20 protein-coding genes and 1 tRNA gene are annotated in these 20,494 nt (G+C 58.2%); 7 read left to right on the top strand and 14 right to left on the bottom strand.

All coding sequences use genetic code 11. The features are described from left to right. Positions 1–3: 3 nt before the first annotated feature. From cas1b to MTP16_RS00860, 12 genes are all read right to left on the bottom strand, one after another. Entirely contained in the window at positions 4–1,014 is a 1,011-nt protein-coding gene (cas1b, locus tag MTP16_RS00915) for a type I-B CRISPR-associated endonuclease Cas1b (protein WP_243515083.1), read from the bottom strand. A gap of 65 nt (positions 1,015–1,079) precedes the next feature. Continuing rightward, positions 1,080–1,583 carry a CRISPR-associated protein Cas4 gene (cas4, locus tag MTP16_RS00910; protein WP_243515082.1) on the bottom strand — a complete coding sequence of 168 codons (504 nt, stop codon included), beginning with the start codon at positions 1,581–1,583 and terminating at the stop codon, positions 1,080–1,082. A 3-nt stretch (positions 1,584–1,586) separates the two neighbouring features. Continuing rightward, positions 1,587–2,300: a hypothetical protein gene (locus tag MTP16_RS00905; RefSeq protein ID WP_243515080.1), complete on the bottom strand. Its 714-nt coding sequence runs from the start codon at positions 2,298–2,300 to the stop codon at positions 1,587–1,589. Positions 2,301–2,412: 112 nt separating this feature from the next. Further along, positions 2,413–3,501, bottom strand: coding sequence for a CRISPR-associated protein Cas7 (locus tag MTP16_RS00900; protein ID WP_243515078.1), 1,089 nt, complete (start codon positions 3,499–3,501; stop codon positions 2,413–2,415). A gap of 24 nt (positions 3,502–3,525) precedes the next feature. Continuing rightward, complete coding sequence (locus MTP16_RS00895; RefSeq protein WP_243515076.1) at positions 3,526–4,968, bottom strand: hypothetical protein; 1,443 nt, start codon at positions 4,966–4,968, stop codon at positions 3,526–3,528. A 14-nt stretch (positions 4,969–4,982) separates the two neighbouring features. Beyond that, a complete protein-coding gene (gene cas3, locus MTP16_RS00890) occupies positions 4,983–7,160 on the bottom strand; it encodes a CRISPR-associated helicase Cas3' (RefSeq protein ID WP_243515074.1) in 2,178 nt (725 codons plus the stop codon). Beyond that, complete coding sequence (locus MTP16_RS00885; RefSeq protein WP_243515073.1) at positions 7,157–7,717, bottom strand: hypothetical protein; 561 nt, start codon at positions 7,715–7,717, stop codon at positions 7,157–7,159. The genes cas3 and MTP16_RS00885 overlap by 4 nt, the downstream gene beginning before the upstream one ends. A gap of 30 nt (positions 7,718–7,747) precedes the next feature. Then, a complete protein-coding gene (cas6, locus tag MTP16_RS00880) occupies positions 7,748–8,416 on the bottom strand; it encodes a CRISPR-associated endoribonuclease Cas6 (RefSeq protein WP_243515071.1) in 669 nt (222 codons plus the stop codon). Positions 8,417–8,569: 153 nt separating this feature from the next. Then, positions 8,570–9,088: an ABC-three component system protein gene (locus MTP16_RS00875; protein WP_317244086.1), complete on the bottom strand. Its 519-nt coding sequence runs from the start codon at positions 9,086–9,088 to the stop codon at positions 8,570–8,572. A gap of 100 nt (positions 9,089–9,188) precedes the next feature. After that, a tRNA-Arg gene (locus tag MTP16_RS00870) sits at positions 9,189–9,262 on the bottom strand. A gap of 102 nt (positions 9,263–9,364) precedes the next feature. After that, positions 9,365–10,102, bottom strand: a complete 738-nt coding sequence (locus MTP16_RS00865) for a TVP38/TMEM64 family protein (RefSeq protein ID WP_243515066.1) — start codon at positions 10,100–10,102, stop codon at positions 9,365–9,367. Positions 10,103–10,182: 80 nt separating this feature from the next. Then, complete coding sequence (locus tag MTP16_RS00860) at positions 10,183–11,139, bottom strand: DUF2167 domain-containing protein (RefSeq protein ID WP_243515064.1); 957 nt, start codon at positions 11,137–11,139, stop codon at positions 10,183–10,185. 376 nt (positions 11,140–11,515) lie between these two features. Here MTP16_RS00860 and MTP16_RS00855 point away from each other — a divergent pair, with 376 nt between their 5' ends. Together MTP16_RS00855 and MTP16_RS00850 are read left to right on the top strand one after the other, a co-directional pair. After that, the gene (locus tag MTP16_RS00855; RefSeq protein WP_243515061.1) at positions 11,516–11,695 is read left to right on the top strand and encodes a hypothetical protein; all 180 of its coding nucleotides are present in this window, start codon (positions 11,516–11,518) and stop codon (positions 11,693–11,695) included. A gap of 94 nt (positions 11,696–11,789) precedes the next feature. Next, a complete protein-coding gene (locus MTP16_RS00850; RefSeq protein WP_243515059.1) occupies positions 11,790–12,458 on the top strand; it encodes a recombinase family protein in 669 nt (222 codons plus the stop codon). 301 nt (positions 12,459–12,759) lie between these two features. Here MTP16_RS00850 and MTP16_RS00845 read toward each other — a convergent pair whose 3' ends face one another. Together MTP16_RS00845 and MTP16_RS00840 are read right to left on the bottom strand one after the other, a co-directional pair. Continuing rightward, a complete protein-coding gene (locus tag MTP16_RS00845) occupies positions 12,760–13,992 on the bottom strand; it encodes a hypothetical protein (RefSeq protein WP_243515058.1) in 1,233 nt (410 codons plus the stop codon). 143 nt (positions 13,993–14,135) lie between these two features. Continuing rightward, positions 14,136–15,482 (bottom strand): tyrosine-type recombinase/integrase, encoded by a 1,347-nt coding sequence (locus tag MTP16_RS00840; protein ID WP_243515057.1) that lies wholly within the window; start codon positions 15,480–15,482, stop codon positions 14,136–14,138. Positions 15,483–15,618: 136 nt separating this feature from the next. On the opposite strand from MTP16_RS00840, the gene MTP16_RS00835 reads away from it, so the two are divergent. From MTP16_RS00835 to MTP16_RS00815, 5 genes are all read left to right on the top strand, one after another. Continuing rightward, positions 15,619–16,758 carry a cystathionine gamma-synthase gene (locus MTP16_RS00835; protein ID WP_243515056.1) on the top strand — a complete coding sequence of 380 codons (1,140 nt, stop codon included), beginning with the start codon at positions 15,619–15,621 and terminating at the stop codon, positions 16,756–16,758. A 14-nt stretch (positions 16,759–16,772) separates the two neighbouring features. Beyond that, positions 16,773–17,264 carry a hypothetical protein gene (locus MTP16_RS00830; protein WP_243515055.1) on the top strand — a complete coding sequence of 164 codons (492 nt, stop codon included), beginning with the start codon at positions 16,773–16,775 and terminating at the stop codon, positions 17,262–17,264. Between the two features lie 196 nt (positions 17,265–17,460). After that, positions 17,461–18,414 (top strand): alpha/beta fold hydrolase, encoded by a 954-nt coding sequence (locus tag MTP16_RS00825; RefSeq protein WP_243515054.1) that lies wholly within the window; start codon positions 17,461–17,463, stop codon positions 18,412–18,414. A gap of 134 nt (positions 18,415–18,548) precedes the next feature. Further along, entirely contained in the window at positions 18,549–19,706 is a 1,158-nt protein-coding gene (locus MTP16_RS00820) for a sensor histidine kinase (RefSeq protein ID WP_243515053.1), read from the top strand. Then, positions 19,706–20,452 (top strand): LytR/AlgR family response regulator transcription factor, encoded by a 747-nt coding sequence (locus MTP16_RS00815; protein ID WP_243520126.1) that lies wholly within the window; start codon positions 19,706–19,708, stop codon positions 20,450–20,452. The genes MTP16_RS00820 and MTP16_RS00815 overlap by 1 nt, the downstream gene beginning before the upstream one ends. Positions 20,453–20,494 lie beyond the last annotated feature (42 nt).

Genomic DNA, 20,494 nt, shown 5'->3' with positions numbered 1-20,494 from the left:
GGATTACCACCAAGCCTTAAAAGGTTGGAACTCCTCGATGCTCAGCAAGTGCTTGGTGAGCTTGTAGCATTCGAGCTTGATGAGGTGCTGGTAGCTGACGGCGCGGTTGAGGCGGCGGTGCTGGATGGTTTCCTTCAGGCGTTCTTCAAACACACGCACAAAGGTTTTGCGGCCCGTTTCCTTGAGCAAGCAACCGTCGAGCTCGCGCACGAAGTCACGGGGCTGGATTTCCTTTTTGTTGAGTAGCCGGAAGATGGTGCGGTCCACGAGCAGCGGCTTGAAAATTTCGGCCAAATCCAGAGCCAGCGAAAAGCGGCGCGTGCCCGGCTCGTGCAAAAAGCTGATGGTGGGGTTGAGCTGCGTGTGGTAAATCTGGGACAGGCAGGCCGCGTAGCACAGCATGTTACCAAAGCTGAGCAGCGCATTCAACTCGTTTTGCGGCGGCTGGGTGCTGCGCGTGCCGAAGCCAAAACCAGGTACGCTCACCAGCTGCTCGTAGCAGCGGTAGTAAGTCTGGCGGATGTTGCCCTCGTAGCCCATGATTTCGGCCACGCTTGTAGCGTGGGGTAGGACCGCCACATACAGCTCAATCTGCGCAATTTCTTCACCCACCTGTCGGCCCCGGCTCTGGTAGTAGCGCAGGTTTTTGAGCAGGTTGAAGGCCGCGCCCTCCACCAGCTTACGAGCCAGCACCAGGCGTTTTTTCGGGCTGGTGTAGTGCCCCGTCTGGGCCACTTGCAGCTTGCCGGCCAGCAGGTATTCCTTGGCCATGAAGGAGCCCGTGTAGTGCTCGTAGTAGTCGAAGAAATGCACCGACACGCCGTGCTTGCCCAGGAAGTTATACAGCGCCGAGTTGGCATCGAGCGAACCAAATACGTACAGGTCGGCTACGTCTTCGATGGGCAGAAAGCGGGTTTGGCCATCTGCGCCGTCTTCGTCGTAGGCGGTGTACTTGAGAGTATTGTCCTGCCGACTCATGCGGCCGGGGTTGAAGAGGTAGAAGGTCTTTTTCATAAGCGATGGCTTAAAAAAAGCAGATTACACCACTGGCGCAGCCTCCAGCCTTGGTGGCCCTGCGGCTACTCACCGGAATAGCAGAAATCGTAGTAGCTGCAATTTTTACAAAAAGGCTTGTTGATGACGGGCAGGCACACCGGCTGAGCAACTAAGGCTTCGATGCCGATTTCCCACTGCCCGATGGCGAAGCGGTCGGCATCGGTGAGCACGACGGTTTCGGTGCGGCGGATTTTGGGGTATTCCAGCAGGCCGGTGGGGCCGTCCACGCCGTGGCGCTCCAGCACCAGCAGGTAGTATTGCAACTGTGCGATGCTGGCCTGCTCCATCTTGTTGCTGCGCTTGATTTCGTGTACCACCCGGTCGTGCGGGTCGTAAAAATCAATCTTGATGCCCTCAATCTGAATCTCGCGGTAGCGCTGGGCGCGCTGTGGGTAGGCGGTCTCGTGCAGTAGCGTGCCATCTGCCACGTGGTCGTGCGTCTGCTGGAAGCTGATGCCGCTGTGAAACAGCCACAGCTTGCGGTGGCAGATGTGGTAGTAGTTGACGTGCTTGCCGGTGATGCGCATGGGTCAGGGCTGAACAAAATGCAACTCCTGGCATACTACTTGGCAGACGCTATCGAAGCGGTCGAGCGGATTCATAATAGCTGGCAGATTAGCATCAAGCCAACTGCTCAATTCTCGTACATACCCATGAATTATTCGCAAATCGGTCAGGCAGGCCAATTGCTGGCGAAGACAGATGGGCTCATAATGGTACACCCGGTTGCGAAGCTTCCGAACTTCCGTAAGTTTGGTAAAAATGTCAACTCGTTTAATAGAAGGCGGCTTTTGACCGAATACGGTCAACGGCTTTCCTTGCAAAATGCGGAAAGGAGTCGGGTCAAACAACTCCGTCCAGAACCCAAACATTAATTCCGAAAGCAAGGCACTTTGAGTAACGCGGCCACGCAGCTTTTTCTCGGCGGTCTGCACTGAGCGCAGCAAAAAATCATTCGTCACCAACTGCCCCGTTCGCGGATTGCGAAACCGAAATCCAGGGTCACGCATAAAGCCGGCTTGTTGAGTTATCAACCAGTTAGGCTGTTGAAAATGTGCCTGTAAAGCATGATTAAGTTGGTTGCGAAGTGCCACTTCAAGCATTGCCAGCGGAGAATAAAGCGCCTCCGATAACTTCAGGTTAGCGTGGTACAGCTGCACGGCCGATTCTTGCTGTCCATTGGCTGCTGTCAAATACCGACTCATTCGCTCAACCGAAAATAAATTTTCGTAATCAGAAAACATCTTATACAATTTTGACGTATATTTGTGCTGTAAGGCCCAATAACTCCTCTGGCTTCGGCTATGAAATTGGGTAGAAGCATAAAAGAGCCGCCCAGTGGGCGGCTCTTTTGCTTTACAACGTAGCAGGTACGGTCTGGTTTTCGTAATTAAATTCGCGGAGCCGCTGAGCAATGTCCTGCTTGGCTTGCTCCAGGGAATTAGGGGCCCCGTAGGCCCCGGCGATGTAGCCCGAAGCGGGCAGCGAAACGTACAGCTTGGCGCCGGCCGTTTCATCGAGCACGGGCTTAGCAGCGGGACGCTCGGTGTCTTCTCGGAGTTGGCCGCGAATGGCACCAGCCAAGTGGTTGGCGTTGTCGGAAATGGCTACGGCTAGGGTTTCCATTAGGCTGAAAGTGCGGGCTTGGTTGCTGGTGATGCGCCAGTTGAGCAAAGCATGAGCCAGCGCGGGAATGCTGTCGTCGCGCATTTTCTTCGGGGCCAGCAGGCAGGGACCGAATACGTTGCGGCTTTCCGTCCAGCCTTGTTCCTTTAGCTCGGCTATTTTGGTGGGGTGCAGCTCCGGTTCCAAGGTGTTGGTCGAGACGCAGAACAGCGTGCGTAAATCCACGGCCACATCGTACACGAACAGGCCAGAGGCGCGGGTGTGGTCAGGTATCCAGATACGGTTGGGGAGGTTGCGCTTGGTGCTGAGCAGCAATGCATCTACTTCCTCCGTGCTCAACTCATTCCCCTTCTCGTCACGCACCCGCACGGGGTGATTGGCGGGATGCGAGGTGCGGTCGAAAGTCAGGTTTTCCTTCTGTTGCTCCAGGCCGCCGAGCAGCGGGTGCAGTGGGCGCATAGCCGAAATTGAGAGCGGCGAGCGTCGCTTGATGGTGAACTCGCCCGTTTCGGCGCGCATGTAGCCGCCCAGCAACTGGTCGATATGCGTAGGGTCGCAGGGCGACCACGGCTCCTTTTGCTCGAACTGGGTTTCGTTGTTCTTGCCCTTCTTGGTTTGCCAGTTGAAGGTGATGGGCGCCGGGGCCACGTTCATTCCGGTGGTCAGCGCGTCCATGATGCTGCGCTTCACCTGCTGCCCGCTCGAATAGGCTTGGCGCACGTTGAACTGCGGGTCGGTGTAGAATTTCTGGCCGTCCTGCACGGCAAAAACGGTGTGCTCGGCATGGCGCAGGCCGCGCAAGTAGAGGTACGGATTCATGGACTGGGAAATGAGGTTGAAAGATTACTGAAGGTTGAGTTGCGTTTGCTCGGCGGCAGCAGCCGAATCTTTAAAAGCCGGGGCTGCTGTATCTGCTTTGGCGTTGCCTGCTGGCAAGACGCCCTCGTTCTGCCGGGCGATGTAGCGGAAGCGAGTGAGGATGATGAACAGCGGAAAATTGTCCACCGGCATCAGCATGACCTGGCGCACGGCCTCGTCGAAGGCATCGCGGTAGGGCGAGGCGGCGTTCACGGCCGCCAGCATGTCACTCAGCTTATCGATGAAGAGCGGCCGGTGCTTGACAAAAACCTGTTCAACTTGCTGATTGACATTGTTTTTGCCTCGGCCCGCATTCTTGCCTATGTCGCGGATGGCAAATTGGTGGAGCGCGCCTGCCAGTCGGTCGGCGGTATCGTAGAGTTCCTGGTTGTTGAGCATGGCGAGAATCCAGAGTTGATGAAAAGCAAATTGAATGGCGGCGGCTTCGGTCTTCGTGGCGGGCGGTTTGGCCGGGCCGTAGGCGCTGGGCAGGTAGTCGCGCAGCTTGGCCGGCTCGATGGCGGCCAGCCCAATGGCGCCCATCTGGCAAGCGCGGGCAAAGCCGTACTGCACGGTGTAGAGGCGTAGCAACTCGGCTTGCCCGGCGCTGCGCACGGCTTCTGGAAAGAGGAAAAGCTTCTCCGTAAGGTCGTACACCTTATTGATGCCTCGCAATTGCAACGGCACGAAGCCGATGGTGCGGTTGGTCTGGGCCAGGCTGTACACGTAGGCCATCAGGTCGCGGGTCGGGTAGTGGCGGGTGAGGGCAAACAACACCTGCACCCATTCGCGCGTGGGCATGGCCAGCGTGCCGGCCGTATCGGTCAGGTCGATTTTGAACTCATCCAGCGGATAAGCCGGGTCGAATTCTGGGCTGAAAGCGTGCGCCAGCCAGTGGCCGTTCCAGGTTTCAATCTGATTGCCTTTCATGGTCGGCCGCTGCTCCAGAAAGGTGCGGTAGTGCGCCCAGCCTTCGTAGAGCGCCCAGAGCACATCGTCTTCATCTAGCAGCAGCGAGAGGCCGCCGCTCACGCCCACGCCCAGCGCCCCGCCAATCCAGGAGCAGTAGATTTCCTCGCTGCTCACCTTCGGCCCCACGCCCGAAACCTGCCCGGAGGTGGTGCCTTCCGCGCCCGCCGCCGGAAAGCCGATAACGAAACTGGCATCAGGCGCTAAGCCGCTGTCAATCTTATTGTGAAGTTTGCCCAGTTTAATCTCATAAGGACTGTCCCCAAGTGCTACGAGAGCTTTTTCGTCCTTGTTGAAGTCTTGAGCAAACGGCGAACTGGGCACCCATTGCAAAAAACGCTTGTGCGCATAAAACAGCGGGTACAGCCGCTGCTCAAAAAACTGCCGAGCCGAGAGTTCTTCGCCCGTGCGCTGGTGGTAGAGGCTGAGCAAGCGGCGGCCGATGTGGCTGGTGTACATAAGCGAAGCGGGGGTTAGTTTTCCAGAAACATGTCGTACTCCTCGAATTGCAGGCCCAGCTCCTCGTAGTGCTTGTTGCCGGGCACCACGAAGGGCATCATGCCCACGTCGAGGCGCTCGTAGGTGTTTTTGCGGGCGTACATGCTGCGCCAGCTCACCGGGATTTCCAGCTGGGTGCGCGCTTCCCAGCGGCCTTCGAGGTAGGCGGCGCGGTCGGCCGCCAGAATGCAGGCCGTGGACTCAATTTCCAGCGTCTCGACCAGCACGGCCCGCGGGTTGTTGCACAGCTCGCGCAGCTTGCACCGCTCGCCGTCCCAGATGACGTGGGTGCTGATGCTGGAAATTTGCAGCGCCGGGTACACGGCGTCGATTTTGGTTTGCGCGTCGCGCTCGCGCAGCACCTCGCCGTGGTCGGGCAGCTGCGCGAAGCTGGCTTCCACCACTTCCCGGCTGTAAGGCAGGCAGCTGGGGCCGGGCGCCAGCACGTGCACGGGCTTGAGCCGGCCAATGGTTTCGGGGGTGCGCCGCCGGTTTACGCGCCCGAAGCGCTGCACCAGCGCATCGAGCGGCGCGGCTTCCGTAATCATGCGGTCGAAGCTGATGTCGAGGCTTACCTCTACCACTTGCGTAGAAACAACCAGGCAGGGACCGGGCTCTTTCGGCGAGTTGAATTCTTTTTCCAGCCGTTTTTCGCGGGCCGCCCGGTCGCCGCGTCGGAAACGGCTATGCAGCAACAGCATCTTGACGTCGGGAAACAGCTCGTGCAAGTCTTTATAGCGTTGCTGCGCGCCCTGCACGGTGTTGCAGATAACCAGCACTTTCTCCCCGGCGGCCATTGCAGCAGCCAGCACCGCATCGGCCGCGGCGGGCCAGGCAGCCGGGTCGTCGGCATCGCGCGGAATCTTGTGCACGGCGTGCCGGTCAAATGCATCCAGCGTCGGCAGCGGCAGGGCTACTTCGGCCACAGCTTCCGGTCCGCCTAAGCGGTGCAGCAATTCCTGGTAGAGCACCGTAGGCATGGTGGCGGTGCCGATGTGCAGCCGACAGCCCAGTCGCCGCAGCGCATCCACAATTTCCAGCACCATGCTCTGCGCCTGAGCCGAATACGTATGCACCTCGTCCAGAATAATATCGGCCCCACGCACGTCCAGCATCACCGCCTCGTAGCCCGGCGTGCCGAATACGACGGCCGCCAGCTGATGCGGTGTCAGCACTTTCACCGAAGCCCCAACCAACGACTGCAGTTGCTTCTCGACCGCGCCCCGGTTTTCGACTAACTGCGAGGCGGCGTGCTGCAAACGGATGGAGCCGCCAAACGGCAATTTTTCATCGGCTTTGCGCATTCGGTCAAACATCGAATTGATGCTGGCCTGGAAAGGCAGTGTATAAAATACTCGCCCTCGGCAGCGCCTCAGCAAATAATCCGTTTTGCCCGCGCCCGTGGGCGCCACTACCAGCGTGTGCGCTTGCGGCTGGTCGGCCGCCAGCAGCGACAGCGGATACAACGCCGAGGAGCGGTTGAAATAGCTTAAATCCGGCTTGGCAAACAACGTGTTCAACTGCCCGGCCGCATCGTGCTGCAGCGCCGAGGCAAAGTGGTCGGCCGCTTGCAGCAAGCCCCGTCCCGGCGCCCAGTTCTTACGCTTGCCCTCGCAGTGCGCCACCGCGAATGCCAAAGCTTCTTCGGCCTCAGCGCGACTCACTGGCCGGGTCGCGATGCCCAGCGCATCCAGCGCATCCAGCACGTCCAGCGCCCCCGGCGCCCATTCTTCCCAGCCGGCCAGGTGGTCGGCCTGCCAGGTGCGGCTGCGGTCGTTCAGGTCCAAGATGCCTTTGGCAAACAAGTCATCTTTCTGCTGCATGGGCTTGTGGTGGGCCACGACCATGTCAATCACGGCCGGCCAGTCGGCGCGGGGCAGCAGCGGCAAAAATCCCAGCGAAGACAGCTCGTGCCGATGCATAGTGGGGTTGGGGTCGGCCTGCCCCGTATTCAGTCGCAGCTTGCGTTGGAAGGCCGGATGCGCTTTACCCAAGTCGTGCAAGGCGGCTCCCAATCGGGCCAACCGTTCATCGAACCCCACGGCGCGGGCCACGGCTTCGGCCACGGCCACGACATGCTGCGTGTGGGCCAGCAAACTCAATTCGCCGCCGTGGCTGGCGCTTTTGGCCAGCAATTCCGGGCGCGTACTCATTGCATGAGCCCCACCGGGCGAATGGGATTACCCACGATTTCCAGCCGCCCGTGCATGGCCGCGCCTTGCGCAAAGCGGTTGAAACCCACCAGAAACGCGCCCGGTGCACTCGCCACCGTGGGCCGCAACTCAAAGCCCGGCAGTTGGTCAAACGCTGCTTCTGTGAGCGTCAGTTGCTCCACGGGCAGCACGATGTCTTCGTTGCGGCAGAGGCACAGGTGCTGACTGGCCGCTACCTCTGCTTCCTCAGCCGAGGCAAATGCCAAATGCAGTTCTGGCGCCAGCATCACCCCGCGTACCAGGATGGCGCGGGGACGGGTCATCTGCTGCTTTTTCTTCTCGTGTATCCACCCGCGCGGGTGCGTTTGCTCCTGCTGCATACTCAAGCCGGTGTAAGTGAGCTTATGGCGCAAAATCTTAGTTACCCCTAGCTTCTGCTGCATTCCCTCAAGCACGGAAGGTGTGAGAAACTGCTGCGAGTAGGTTTCTCCGTCGCGCACCGCTGTCCACGGCTTGAGGTAGCCAAAAGGGCCCGTGTACTTTACGATATAAAGCATAATGCAAAGCCAATAGGTGAAGTAGAATTATTACACTAGCGCCCCACACCCAATCCCCGTTGAGTGGCCCACGCCGACCTCCCAAGCAAACTGAATCTGCTCGCCCGAACCAGATACCAGCACTGGGCAGATGCTGCCGCGGCACTGCACCTGCTTGTAGCGGAAGAGCTTGGACTTGGCGGTGGCAAGGTGGGCGGGGTCGAAGCGCACGGCGGCCCCGGCATCGTCGAGGCCGGCCTGGCGGAGCTTGTGGCGCAGGGTAGCGGTGAGCAACTCATCGGCCAACGGATGGCCGGGGAGGAGGTGGTCGGCGGGCTGGCCCTTGTCGGGTTCATGTTTAATGAAAACGGGGCTGCTCACGCGGAAGGGCTGTTCTCCAGACGCGAAACCGGGTGCCTGTTGCAAGCGCACGTCGCGCACCGTCAGGCCCAAGCCAACTTCGGGAGCGCGCACTACTCCGGCTACTACCGCGTGCACCAGTTCCTGACCGGGGGCGCTTATGGCCCAACTAGCCCCTTCTGGAAAACGAATGCCGCCTCGCTCTGCCCGACCGCCGTGCAACCACGACAGCGAGTAAAGGGAGAGGCTATCATGCAGGTTATCGTCGTAACCCAGCCAACGATGGAAAGCGCCCTTCAGTGTTGGTAAATAGTCGAAAGGCACCAAGACCTTCGAGCTCAGGTAGAGATTCAGTCGCATTGGAAAAGAAGAAGATTGATTAGCACATACCCGATGGATTGTGCTGCTTGGCAAAGATGCCAAAAGGCTTTAAGAAAGCAAGAAGCAAACTAAATATATTTGCAATAATGCCTAAAAAAATTAGCCATTCTGTACTGAACGGGACGGCAGGAGTTAGGCCGTGGCCTGGGTGGCAATTTCGGCTCGCTTGTCCAGAAACTTCGGGTGCCCGTGCACGGCCGGCAGTTCCTCATTTGCCGGGAGGTGGAAGGTGGCCTGGGTGATGTACTCGGCTTTGGGGGGCATGGCGGTCCGAATGGGAAAGCCGGCTGTTTCGACCCAGTCCAGCACGCGCCGTCCATACTGGACGCAGGCCACGTCTTCTTCCAGCTTGCCTGCAACCTCTGCCATGTACGTCAGCCGGTCACGTACCGCGTACTGTTCTTTCCCGTCGGCCTCGTAGGCGCTCAGCTCCCCCACAAAGAGCAGGCCGTCGAGGCCCCACTTAGTGCGCTGGCTAAACGCCCGGTAGTAGTCTTTCACGGCGTAGCGGATGCGCTGGGTGCGCAGATGCAGGAAGTCGAGCTGCCGCCAAACGGCCGGCCTTCCGGCGAGCGTTCGTGCGCCTCGTCGGGTTCGGCCCGGGCAAACTCCACCGGCAGGCGGTACTGGTGGAACTGCCCAGGAGGCCATCCTCATGCGTAAGGCGGTTGTCGAAAGCTAGTGTTTGTACCCAAGATTGTACCCCATGAAAACAAAAAGGCCCTCTGCACTGAGCTGAGGGCCTTTCCTGTGGTCGCATAAGGAGTCGAACCTTAAACCTTCTGATTCGTAGTCAGATGCTCTATCCAATTGAGCTATGCAACCCTTTTCCCGTGTTGGGAGCACAAAGGTAGGATGAAAAAAAGCGGCTACACAAGCTGTGCGCACATTTTTCAGAAATAAAGTTGCAGCTGGGGCAGCAAGTGGCTAAGAATCAGTCGAAGATTTTTCGATGCTGGCGGCGGCGCTTTTGTGCAGAGCGCGTTTCAGAGCCTGGTTGAAGAGGTAGTAGAGGCCGAAAAACGAGGCGGCCACCAGCGCCAGCAGCAGCAGCTTGCCCGCCGAGCCGGTGCCGGGGTCCTTCAGCAGCGTGAAAACGTCGTTGGCTTTGGTGCCGAGCCAATAGAAAAACAGGCTGCGCGGCAGCATGCCGGCAATGGAGGCCAGCAGAAACGGCTTCAGCCGCACCCGCATGATGGCCAGCACGAACGTCATGAGGGCAAACGGCGTGACGGGCGACACCCGGGTGAGGAAAATCAGCTGCCAGCTGTCGGTTTTCAGCTCTTTCATCACGGCGTCGGCCTTGGGGAAGTGGCTGATGAAAGCCGTCATCTTGCCATGGTCGAGGGTGGTGGCAATCTGGTAGCCCACCAGCGCCGACAGCGCATAGGCCACCACCATGCCCGGAAAGCCGCTCCAGCCCAGGTAAAAGCCCGTGATGAGCACCACGGCCGTGGTGTTGACCAGCGAAAAGGCCATGGCCACGCCCACCAGCGCGAAGTAGAGCAGGCTTTGGGCGGTGGTGAGGTTTTCGAGCAGCTGCTGGTTGCGGGCCAGCACCCAGGTGAGCGACGAACTGCCCACCAGCGGCACCACCACCAGCAGCAGCATGGGCAGCAGGGTGGAAAAATTCTTTTGGAAAAGCTCGCGCAGCACTCGGAACATAAAAGAGGGCGAACCCCCGCCCAGTGGCGGCGAGGATTCGCCCTGCAAGTACGGTGAAAAGCGCGGCCGCGCCGAGAAGATTAGGCTTCCGGTGTTTCGCCGGGGGTTTCGGGGTCGGGGGCGGGGCCGCCGGCGGGCGCCAGCTCTTCCTGCTTGCCCTTGCCGCCGAAGAAGCGCTTGATGGCCGCCCAGGCTCCGCTCAGGGCCAGCAGGCCCAGCTTCCAGAACTTGAGCAGCACGGCAAACAGGCCCACTTTGGCCAGCACCTTGCCCGCAATGAGCCCGCCGATGCCGTAGGCGGCCACTTCATCAAGGCCGGGGTTGAAGTCGGTGTACTGCTGGCCTTTGTTGAACGTGACGGCGCTGAGCAGGCCGGGGATGCTGGCCTTGATGGCGGCCAGGTCTTTGGAGGCGCCCACGGCGTTGAGGATGAGCACGCCCTTGCGGCCCAGGATGCGCACGTTGTAGTTGAGCGTGTTGTCGGCGCCTTCGCCGAATTGCAGGGTTTTGGCCCAGTGCAGGGTGTGGTTGGTTTTGTCGTAGTAGGGGGGCGAGGCCCAGCCCACCAGTGTCACGGCCGGGTAGCCGGCCTCAGTGCGCTCCTTGTTGCCTTCGGCCATGTCCTCGCGCATGTCCTTCAGCAGGTCGTCGTAGTTGATGTCGTCGGCGTCGTCGTCTTTCACGTGGCCCGAGGCGTCGTACTCAATGACGTAGGCCCAGGCGCCGTCGTCGAGCGGGTTGCTTTTCTCGGGGAAGAGCATGCCGAGCGAGCGACCGTCGGGGTTGCCCCAGTAGCGCGTGAGCACGGTGCGGCTCTGGGCCGAGTCGAGGTAGCGGAAGCCGCGGGGAACTTGCAGTTCACTGATGCCGCCGGGCAGCGTGATGTGGCCCTGCTGGTAGTGCAGCGAATTATTGAGCGAGTCGATGACGAAGGTGCGGCGGGCGGCCGAGTCGGCAGCCGTCATCGGGGGTTTGGGGGCCGCCTGGGCGGTGAAGTGCACCGCCAGGGTAGCCAGCACGAGTAAAGCTTTCTTCATAGAAAGGAAGTAAAAAGTAGAAAAGAGGGTAAAACGGTGAATGAAAACATCGTAGCAAGATAAGCACGCCGGCCGGTTCCGGCGGCCCGTTGGTTTCCGATTAAACGCCGAACTTTGCCGCAGGCCTGCGCGGCCTAATTCCTCTTAAAACTCCCACCATGAAATTCGCCACCAATTGCGTAAAGTGGTAATTTGTCAATTGTTAATTTCTTGAATTATAGCATAATGCATAAAGTAATGTTAGGGTGTGTTAGTATTAGTCCCACTAAAATTAGTAAAATGGTGGGACTATAAGTGGACTAAGCTTCGTGCGGATAGAATCGGCGGCAATAGGATTTTCCCTTACCTTGCCTGTGAACGCTGATAAGTCCCATATATGAAACCCGTAACGCCACTAGGTCAGGAAATTCTTGATATATGCAAAGACCTTGATTCACTTGCGCAAAAAGTGCCGCAATCAGTCAATCAAGGCGAAGCAGACCATTATTCACGTCGGGCTAAAGAACTAAAAAGAAGGATTAAAGAACTTGAAGGCATGATTGATTCAAGGATTTAGCTTCGTTGAAGTAGGTCACTTGGTTATTTATCATTTCAGTAACGACCGTTGCAGTAATGATAAATCCTGTTACCTTTGTTTCAGTTGTCGCACTATGGGCAACGAAGCATCTATGAAAGGCTATGTTACTTACTTGCGCGTATCAACGGACAAACAAGGAAGCAGCGGGCTAGGTCTGGAAGCACAACGCGCCGCTGTGCTGACCTATGCCAAGTCGGCTGATAACATCTTGGCGGAATTTGTGGAAGTGGAAAGCGGGAAGAACAACACCCGCGAACAACTAGCCGCTGCCATTACCCACGCCAAAAAGAACAACGCCGTTCTGCTGATTGCCAAGTTGGATAGGTTGTCCCGCAATGCTGCGTTCATCTTCACCTTGCGGGACAGCGGGGTAAACTTCGTCTGTGCCGACATGCCCGACGCCAATGGGTTAACGATTGGCATATTCGCCAGCATTGCACAGCACGAACGGGAAACCATTGCCAAACGGACAAAGGACGCACTAGCCGCAAAACGTGCCCGTGGCGAAGCGCTCGGGAACGTTGCCAACCTGACTAACGAAGGGCGGGTGAAAGGGCAGCAGACGCGCCAAATCAACGCCCAAACAAACAAGGCGAATGTTCAGGCAAAGCAACTGATAGACTTGTTGGCATCGGGCGGGGCTACACTGGCTGTCATTGCCGATAAGTTGAACGCCAGTGGCTACAAAACACGGCGGGGCTGTGCCTTTACGCCCACGGCGGTCAAGCGGTTGAAAGGTTAACCCCTAAATTATTTCAACGGGGAAAACCATGAACCGTGGTTAGTTGGATTTTATATTCCCACATTTAATATTTAGGGTGTTGGGTGGCTTAATAGCCCATTGTAGCTAAATTAAGCTAAGATTCTGTTACTTGTCGCCACCCGCTACAGGCTGCTACACCTACGGTGCATCCTTTGCGGTAAGTGTTTGGGTAAATGTTATTCAGAATCAGAATACCAATGACAGGGGTGTAATTCCCCAATCACAACGGTCCCTATCATTGGTTTCTGTTTGCTTGTTAATGGTTTTTGGTCTACCCTTATTAGAACGAAAGGCTATGTTTAAAAATGGGCGCTACAGGCTTAGATTCAATGTGCAGTTGCTTTAATAGTTGGTCATAATATTCAACAAGGTTGGCATCGGTGGCAAGGCGTAAGGCTGCCTTTTGCATTTCTGGCGCTTTCGTCTTTACAAAGCATTTAAGGTTTTGGTGAATAGCATTTTTATTCATATTGGTATCACGGTTTTTAGTTTTATCAGTTGTATGTATATATTGAATGTTGGACAAAGTTTTAAACTTAACAAATTGAACATCAGTACAACGGCTTATGCGTTTGTTGTCCATGATTTTGAATTGCAACACGGTCGGCATTAACAATTCCAATAGTCCTGACAGCTTGTTGCTATCGGCAAGGTCGTCAATCGTTATATTAATACTGGTTTTTCGGGTGTGTTTATTGTATTGGCTGGTTTTTGGTTCACCCTTATTAGATAGTTTTTCATATTGGTAAACTGATAGTTCTTCGCCATTGTATTTGTGCTTGTAAACAGTGGTTGAACGCTTTAATGCGTTGTTGGTCAATGCCAGTTCTAAACGGAATATCTGACTATCAATGTCCAAGCCATTGGCTTTGTGATAATCGGTAATGTAATGCTTGCCTTTCTTGACAATATCTAGTGACTTATTGTAAATCTTGACTTTCTTGCTGGTCTTGCCCAAGTAGAAAGTATCAACCGTAGAACCATCACGGTAAAGTTCACCGTATCGTTCAATATTACTGGCAGGCTTTAAGCCCGATACCAAGTGAAATACATCGGGCTGATTGAAGTAGTGGAAAAAGTCGGACAGTATATCCGTATTCGTGTCCATGCTGATTTCAAGCGCAGTAATGTTATTAACTTCAAGGTGAAATGACGTAAGGAACAAGTGAAGCTTAGGCAGCCATGCCGTATAGCAGGTATGGTTCGTTAGTTGCAATTTGAATAAGTTATTGTCGCAGTGATAAAATTTGGTGCGGTCAAGAAGTAAGGTGCCGAATCGTTGCTTATCAATAATAATGTTATAGGCAACGTGGTAATTACTATTTTCACATTTAGAAGCAATTTCTAAAGCAACACCGTTCACGTTGTAAGACGGTAGTGCAGTTAAACGGCTAATGGCATTGAAGTTGACCGGCATGGGCGCGAATACTTCATGGGCGGGTTTCAACATGATTTCAAGGCGGTCCAAGCAAAGGACATAATTTAAAATAGGGGCTTTTGTGATTGGGGACATAATAGTGGTTGGTTTTCACTATTATATATTCAAAGTGGTTTTTGGTTTGCCCTTATTAGACAGAATTATTTCACATTTTTTATTCTTACATTATGCTTGATTGGATTAGGCACGAAAAAGCCCGAAGTGGGCGGGCTATCGGTTTACAAAACCTTGTAGGCTTCTTGCCGGGCTAGTTCCTTCCGATTGGAATAGTGCTTGTCCAGCATGGCAGTGGACTTGTGCGCCAACCATTCAGCAACCGCCGTAGCTGATGCGCCACGGCTAAGGGCATTGTGGGCGTAGGTCTTGCGGGCTACGTGGCTTGTCATCCATTGCCAGCGGGGCAACGTTTCTTCCTTGGTCGCACCGCCAACATAGCTGTAGTTCGTAACATCGTCTTGCATGGAAGCCAGTTTCTTGCAGATTATCCGCAGCGTTTGGTTGAACTGTGTTTCCTTGATTAGCCGGAAGTTGTGGTTAGCGTCTGCAAACAATTGCCGGGCTTTTTGGGTGAAGGGAATAGACGCCACCTTGCCCGTCTTCGTGGTAATGACTACCAATTCGTCCCCTTTGATATTGGATTCGCTTACTTGGTAGTCGGACCGTCGTAAACCCGTTTCCACGGCGAATAGGAATTGACGACGCACATCTATTTGACCAACGTTGGCGGCGGGAATGTCCAGCGCTTCCAGTTCAGCCAATTGGTCAGCGGTCAAGAAAAGCACATCGTTGGCGGCACCGTCTTTGACAGGCACGAAGTCGGCAAGGAATCCAGTGCTGATGTTATGCTTGTTAGCGTAGTGACGAAACACCGTCTTCAACTTGCCCATTACTTCCAAGATTGACTTGTTAGTAACCCCGCGCTTCACAAGATGCGTCTGAAACGCGTTGAACCAGTCTAAACCCATATCTGTCAGCAACGCTTGCGAATCATACCGCGCTACGATGTTGTTCAGTACCGTGAAGTTTTTCAACGTGCCGGGCTTCACGTCTTGCGCTGCCTTCATTGCTTTGTATTGGTCAATCAACTTGGACAACTGCAACGGTTTGGCACGAATGCCAAGACCAATTTCAAGCTTTTCCAAGGTAGTGCGCTTAGCGCTAAGCTGTGCTTCCAGTTCCTGAATATCCAGCAATAGCGTGGCGCGTTGGTCTTCGTGAATGCGTATCCTTGCAGCGCGCACAGCATCAAACACAGCAGGCAATTCCGCGTTTTGCTGTATGCCGCGTTCCACTGTTTGCTTGGTTGGCACAATGCCAGACCAATCCAAATCCCTTGCCACCGCTTCCATGCCAGCGCCAACGGTGTGAATCCGTTCGTTCTTTTCAATATACAGCGTGTCACGTTGGCTAACTTTGCCCGTCTTCGTATTGAAGTGGGCTGGATTAACAGTTACGCCAGTGGTTTTCACTGTTTCGCTTACCCGGTCACCCGTTTTCGTGCGCAAGACGCAATACACCGTTCCTAACCCTGTTTTCTTGCTGATACCTTTGACTTTATAGAACATTTTCGGGATTGTCGTAGGGGTTAAGTAGTTGATTCAATATCAAGTTATTAGTCCCACTTGGTTAGTCCTAATTTAGTCCCACTTTCCAGAAAATTAAAATACAAGTTACTGTTAATCAGTGTATAAAATCCCATCCATGAAATTCGCCACCAAAGCCATCCACGCCGGCGTGCATCCGGACCCCGCCACCGGGGCCATCATGACGCCCATTTACCAGACCTCAACCTACGTGCAGACCTCGCCCGGTAAAAACCAGGGCTTCGAGTACTCGCGCACCCACAACCCCACCCGCTCGCAGCTGCAGGACGCCCTCGCCGCCCTCGACAACGGCCAGCACGGCTTGGCTTTCGCCTCGGGCATGGCCGCCATGGACTGCGTGATGAAGCTGCTGCAGCCCGGCGACGAGGTGATTTCGACCAACGACCTCTACGGCGGCAGCTACCGCCTCTTCACGAAAGTGTACGAGCCCTTCGGCATCAAATTCCACTTCGTGCCCATGCACGACATGGAAGCCGTGCGCGCCGTGGCCGGCGAGAAAACCAAGCTGATTTGGGTAGAAACGCCCACCAACCCGCTGCTCAACGTCATTGACATTGCCGCCGCCGCGGCCGTGGCCAAGGAGTGCGGCGCCCTGCTGGCCGTCGACAATACCTTTAGCACGCCCTACCTGCAAACGCCGATGGACCTGGGGGCCGACATCGTGATGTACTCGCTCACGAAGTACATGGCCGGCCACTCCGACACCGTGATGGGCGCCCTGGTGGTGAACGACGACGAGCTGCACCAGCGCCTGAGCTTCTACCAGAACGCCTGCGGCGGCACGCCCGGGCCGCAGGACTGCTTCCTGGTGCTGCGCGGGCTGAAAACGCTGCACATCCGCATGCAGCGGCACTGCGAAAACGGCCGCGCCGTGGCCGAGTACCTGCGCCAGCACCCCAAAGTGGAAAAAGTGTACTGGCCCGGTTTCGAAAACCACCCCAACCACGCCGTGGCGGCCAAGCAGATGCGCGACTTCGGCGGCATGATTTCCTTTGTGCTGAAGGGTGATAAGCAGGAAGATGCCATTGCCGTGCTCGAGAAGTTCAAGTACTTCACCCTGGCCGAAAGCCTGGGCGGCGTGGAAAGCCTCTCGGGCCACCCCGCCACCATGACGCACGCCAGCATTCCGGCCGAGCAGCGCCGCAAGTCGGGCCTGAGCGATTCGCTCATTCGCCTGAGCGTGGGCATTGAAGACGCCGAAGACCTGATTGAGGACCTGGCCCAGGCCATCGGCTAATGCGCAGCTATTCGATGGCCGTTGCCCTGAGCGGCATACTGGTGGGCTCGGCCGCCGCTCAGCAGGTGGCCGAGCCCACCAGCCGGGCCAACCTGATACTGGTGAAAACCGCGGCCGAGCCGGCCGCGGTGCTGGCCGGGCTGAGTACCTATTTGAAAAGCAACGGCTTCTTGCTCGACACGGTGGACCTGTCTCGGGGGCTGCTCACCACGCGTGTGCTGGCAGAGGGCGAAACCTTGCCCGAGCAAATGAAAATCCGGGCTGTGCGCGGGGCCGACGGCTGGCGACTTACCGGCCGCTACCTCATGGGTGGCCCGCTGAAAAACAGCTTTACGGCTTTTCCCGCCACGTTCTCCGGTCTTACGGATGCGCCGGCCAAAGTGGCCTTCCGGCAGGTGGAAGCCGCCGCCCGCGCCATTCCGGCCGGCACGCTGAGCTACGGCCGGGCCAAGGTGCCGTTCGGGGCCTTCACAAAGTGGGAAGATGCGCTGAAGATGCCGTGGTGAGGCGGTGGCCTAGCCTGAGAAACGCACAAATGCCCCGGAGCCATTCTCCGGGGCATTTTGGTTTTGGGGCGTGCGGCTCGGCTGGGTTTGCGCCCGTTCGCGGGGCAAAATCACCGTTCGCCCAAATTGCCTTTGGGGTGGGGGAGGGGTGGCGGAAGTTTGAGTCATCAATCAACCCAAACACTTCCCCAACGCCATGACTTACGCTGCCCTCCGCCACTCTTTCGCCGCCTTGCTGCTCGGCGTTTCCTTCGCCCAGCCCGCTTTGGCCGCCGCGCTGTCTGCCCCCCGCACGGCCAGTGTCGCCGTAGCTGATAACCCCGCCGCCCACCCCAGCTTCACGGTGCGCGTGGTGGGCAAGGGCCGGCCCGTGCTACTGATTCCGGGCCTGACCTGCCCCGGCGCGGTGTGGGACGAAACCGTGGCCCGCTACCAGGGCCGCTACCAGTGCCACGTGCTGAGTTTGGCCGGCTTCGGCGGCACGGCCCCGGCGGCCGGCGCCCCCACGGCCGATTTCCTGCCCGCCGTGCGCGAGCAGCTGCTTACCTACATCAAAACTCAGAAGCTGGACCGCCCGGCCGTCATCGGCCACAGCCTGGGCGGCTTCATGGGCCTGTGGCTGAGCACCACGCAGCCCGACGCTGTGGGCCCGCTCCTCATCCTCGATTCGCTGCCCTTCCTGGCTGCCGTGCAAAACCCGGCCCTCACTGCCGAAGCCGCCCGTCCCATGGCCGCGGGCATGCGCCAGCAGATGGGCGCCGGTAAGCTGCCCCTGGCCCAGCAGCGCCAGATGGTGACCACCATGGTAACCGACACCGCCCACCAAGCCCTGGTGACACGCTGGGGCCAGGCCTCGAACCCCGCCAGCGTGGCCCAGGCCATGTACGAGCTCTACACCACCGACCTGCGCGCCGACCTCGGGGCCGTGCGGCAGCCCGCGCTGGTGCTCGGCACCTGGGCCGCCTACCAGCCCTACGGCGCTACCCTGGCCTCGACGAAGGGCATTTTCGAGGCGCAGTACGCCAAGCTGCCGCAGCACCGCATCGAGATGTCGCAGGCCGGCAAGCACTTCGTGATGTACGATGACCGGGACTGGTTCTTTCAGCAAGCCGACGCATTTTTGCAGGCCAACTACGCGGCGAAGAAGTAGCCCGGCTATTAGCGCCATGTGGCACGAGTACCCCGAAGCTCCTGCTTCGGTTCGTTGAACGAGGCAGGCGCGAGCCGAAGCAGGAGCTTCGGGGTACTCGTGCCACGCGGCGCTAACTGTTCCCATTACCACCCATGCTCCTGCTTTCCGCTCCCCAGCCCAGCCGATACTACTGGCGCACCCAGGCGCTGGCTTGGACGCTCTACGCCCTTTTCAACCTGATTATCTACCGGGCGTTCGTGCCCGCCACGGCCGGCATGCCAAGCTGGGTGTTCAGCGTGATGAGCTTTCTGATTGCGGGCACGGCCCTGGGCGCCTCGCACCTACTGCGCCAATTGATATGGCGCGGCGACTGGCTGGCCCGGCCGCCTCTGGGCCTGCTGGGCCGGCTGCTGCTAGCCAACGCGGGGCTAGCTGGGGGCAGCGTGTTGGTGATTGGGTTGGTGTCAACCTTATTCCTGCCCACGCAGGCAGCAGGGAAGGGGCCGCAGGGCTGGGGTGCGCAGATGATATATGTGGTAAACATCAACATCCTGCTCTCGCTATGGGCGGCGGCTTACGTGGGCTGGCACTACCTGCAACGCTCGCGCCGGGCCGAAATTGAGAAGTGGCGCCTGACGGCCGCCGTGCGCGAGGCCGAACTCAACACGCTACGCGCCCAACTCAACCCGCACTTCCTGTTCAACGGCCTCAACAACATCCGCGGCCTGGTGAGCGAAGACCCCGGCCGTGCCCGCCAGGCCCTGGCCCACCTCGCCGACCTGCTGCGCTACGTGATGCAGCACAGCGCCACGCCGCTGGTGCCGCTGGGCCAGGAGCTGGAAATCGTGGCCGACTACCTGGCCCTCGAAGCCCTGCAGCTGGAAGACCGCCTGCGCTACACCCTCGACGTGGACCCCGCCGCCCGGGCCGCCCAGCTGCCGCCGCTCTCGGTGCAGCTGCTGGTCGAAAACGCCATCAAGCACGGCGTGGCCCCGCGGCCGGCGGGCGGCTTTGTGGCCGTGGCGGCCCAGCTTGATGCCGCCGGCTGGCTTTGCCTCACGGTGCGCAGCACCGGCCGCTACGCGCCGGATGCCCCCACGGCGGCTGGTGGGGGGCTGGGGCTGCGTGGGCTGCGCGAGCGGCTGGCGCAGGCGTTCGGCACAGCGGCCGAATTCAATTTAGGCAACGACCCCGCCGCGGCCGACGCCGTGCTGGCGACGCTGCGCCTGCCGGTAGCTGCTGCCGCAGCTGCATCCGTGGCCGGTGCGGCATCCGTTGCTGACTTTTCTCCTCTTTTTTCTGCTTCATGATGCGAGTGCTGTTGGTTGATGATTCGCGGCTGGCCCGCGCCGAGCTGCGCCGCCTGCTCGAAGCCTTTCCCGATGTGGAAGTGGCCGGCGAGGCCCGCGACGCCGACGAGGCCCGTGCCCAAATCGCCGCCCAGCGGCCCGATTTGCTGCTGCTCGACATCCACATGCCCGGCGAAACGGGCTTTGAGCTGCTGGCCACGCTGGAGGCGGCGCCCCCCGTGGTGTTCACCACCGCCTACGACGCCCATGCCCTGCGCGCCTTTGAGGTCAACGCCCTCGACTACCTGCTCAAGCCCGTGCAGGAAGCGCGCCTGGGCGCCGCCCTCGATAAAGTGCGGGCCCAGTTGCCGGCCCCGACGCCCCGCCCGGCCCCGGAGCCCGCGCCAACGGCCGCGCCCGCCACACCCCTCACCGAGCAAGACCAGGTGTTTGTGAAAGACGGCGAGCGGTGCTGGTTTGTGCGGTTGGCCGAGGTGCGGCTGTTCGAAATCAACGGCAGCTACACCCAGATTTACTTCGACCAGCACCGCCCGCTCATCCCGCGCACGCTGGCCCAGCTCGAAGCCCGCCTCGACCCGAAAACATTCTTTCGGGCCAACCGCCAGCAAATTATCAACCTGAACTTTGTGGCCGGCGTCGAGCCCTGGTTCAGCCACAGCCTGCGCCTGACCTTGCGCGGCGGTGGCGAGGTAGTGGAGGTGTCGCGCCAGCAGTCGCAGCGCTTCCGCGAGCTGCTGAGCTTGTAGGTAAGACCGGGTTTTGGTCAGTTAACAGCTTTTTGATATACT

This window comes from Hymenobacter monticola (assembly GCF_022811645.1).
GTDB lineage: Bacteria > Bacteroidota > Bacteroidia > Cytophagales > Hymenobacteraceae > Hymenobacter > Hymenobacter monticola.
The sequence above is the reverse complement of the archived record's forward strand: the minus strand, read 5'-3'. Positions and strand labels throughout refer to the sequence as shown.

Bases quoted from the DNA above. Each gene is read 5' to 3' on its own strand.
- cas4 (WP_243515082.1), bottom strand. From the start codon at position 1,583: ATGCGCATCACCGGCAAGCACGTCAACTACTACCACATCTGCCACCGC.
- MTP16_RS00850 (WP_243515059.1), top strand. From the start codon at position 11,790: ATGGGCAACGAAGCATCTATGAAAGGCTATGTTACTTACTTGCGCGTA.
- MTP16_RS00860 (WP_243515064.1), bottom strand. From the start codon at position 11,139: ATGAAGAAAGCTTTACTCGTGCTGGCTACCCTGGCGGTGCACTTCACC.
- MTP16_RS00875 (WP_317244086.1), bottom strand. From the start codon at position 9,088: ATGGCCTCCTGGGCAGTTCCACCAGTACCGCCTGCCGGTGGAGTTTGC.
- MTP16_RS00815 (WP_243520126.1), top strand. From the start codon at position 19,706: ATGCGAGTGCTGTTGGTTGATGATTCGCGGCTGGCCCGCGCCGAGCTG.
- MTP16_RS00840 (WP_243515057.1), bottom strand. From the start codon at position 15,482: ATGTTCTATAAAGTCAAAGGTATCAGCAAGAAAACAGGGTTAGGAACG.
- MTP16_RS00830 (WP_243515055.1), top strand. From the start codon at position 16,773: ATGGCCGTTGCCCTGAGCGGCATACTGGTGGGCTCGGCCGCCGCTCAG.
- MTP16_RS00865 (WP_243515066.1), bottom strand. From the start codon at position 10,102: ATGTTCCGAGTGCTGCGCGAGCTTTTCCAAAAGAATTTTTCCACCCTG.
- MTP16_RS00855 (WP_243515061.1), top strand. From the start codon at position 11,516: ATGAAACCCGTAACGCCACTAGGTCAGGAAATTCTTGATATATGCAAA.
- MTP16_RS00835 (WP_243515056.1), top strand. From the start codon at position 15,619: ATGAAATTCGCCACCAAAGCCATCCACGCCGGCGTGCATCCGGACCCC.
- MTP16_RS00895 (WP_243515076.1), bottom strand. From the start codon at position 4,968: ATGTACACCAGCCACATCGGCCGCCGCTTGCTCAGCCTCTACCACCAG.
- MTP16_RS00885 (WP_243515073.1), bottom strand. From the start codon at position 7,717: ATGCTTTATATCGTAAAGTACACGGGCCCTTTTGGCTACCTCAAGCCG.
- MTP16_RS00900 (WP_243515078.1), bottom strand. From the start codon at position 3,501: ATGAATCCGTACCTCTACTTGCGCGGCCTGCGCCATGCCGAGCACACC.
- MTP16_RS00905 (WP_243515080.1), bottom strand. From the start codon at position 2,300: ATGTTTTCTGATTACGAAAATTTATTTTCGGTTGAGCGAATGAGTCGG.
- cas3 (WP_243515074.1), bottom strand. From the start codon at position 7,160: ATGAGTACGCGCCCGGAATTGCTGGCCAAAAGCGCCAGCCACGGCGGC.
- MTP16_RS00820 (WP_243515053.1), top strand. From the start codon at position 18,549: ATGCTCCTGCTTTCCGCTCCCCAGCCCAGCCGATACTACTGGCGCACC.
- cas6 (WP_243515071.1), bottom strand. From the start codon at position 8,416: ATGCGACTGAATCTCTACCTGAGCTCGAAGGTCTTGGTGCCTTTCGAC.
- cas1b (WP_243515083.1), bottom strand. From the start codon at position 1,014: ATGAAAAAGACCTTCTACCTCTTCAACCCCGGCCGCATGAGTCGGCAG.
- MTP16_RS00825 (WP_243515054.1), top strand. From the start codon at position 17,461: ATGACTTACGCTGCCCTCCGCCACTCTTTCGCCGCCTTGCTGCTCGGC.
- MTP16_RS00845 (WP_243515058.1), bottom strand. From the start codon at position 13,992: ATGTCCCCAATCACAAAAGCCCCTATTTTAAATTATGTCCTTTGCTTG.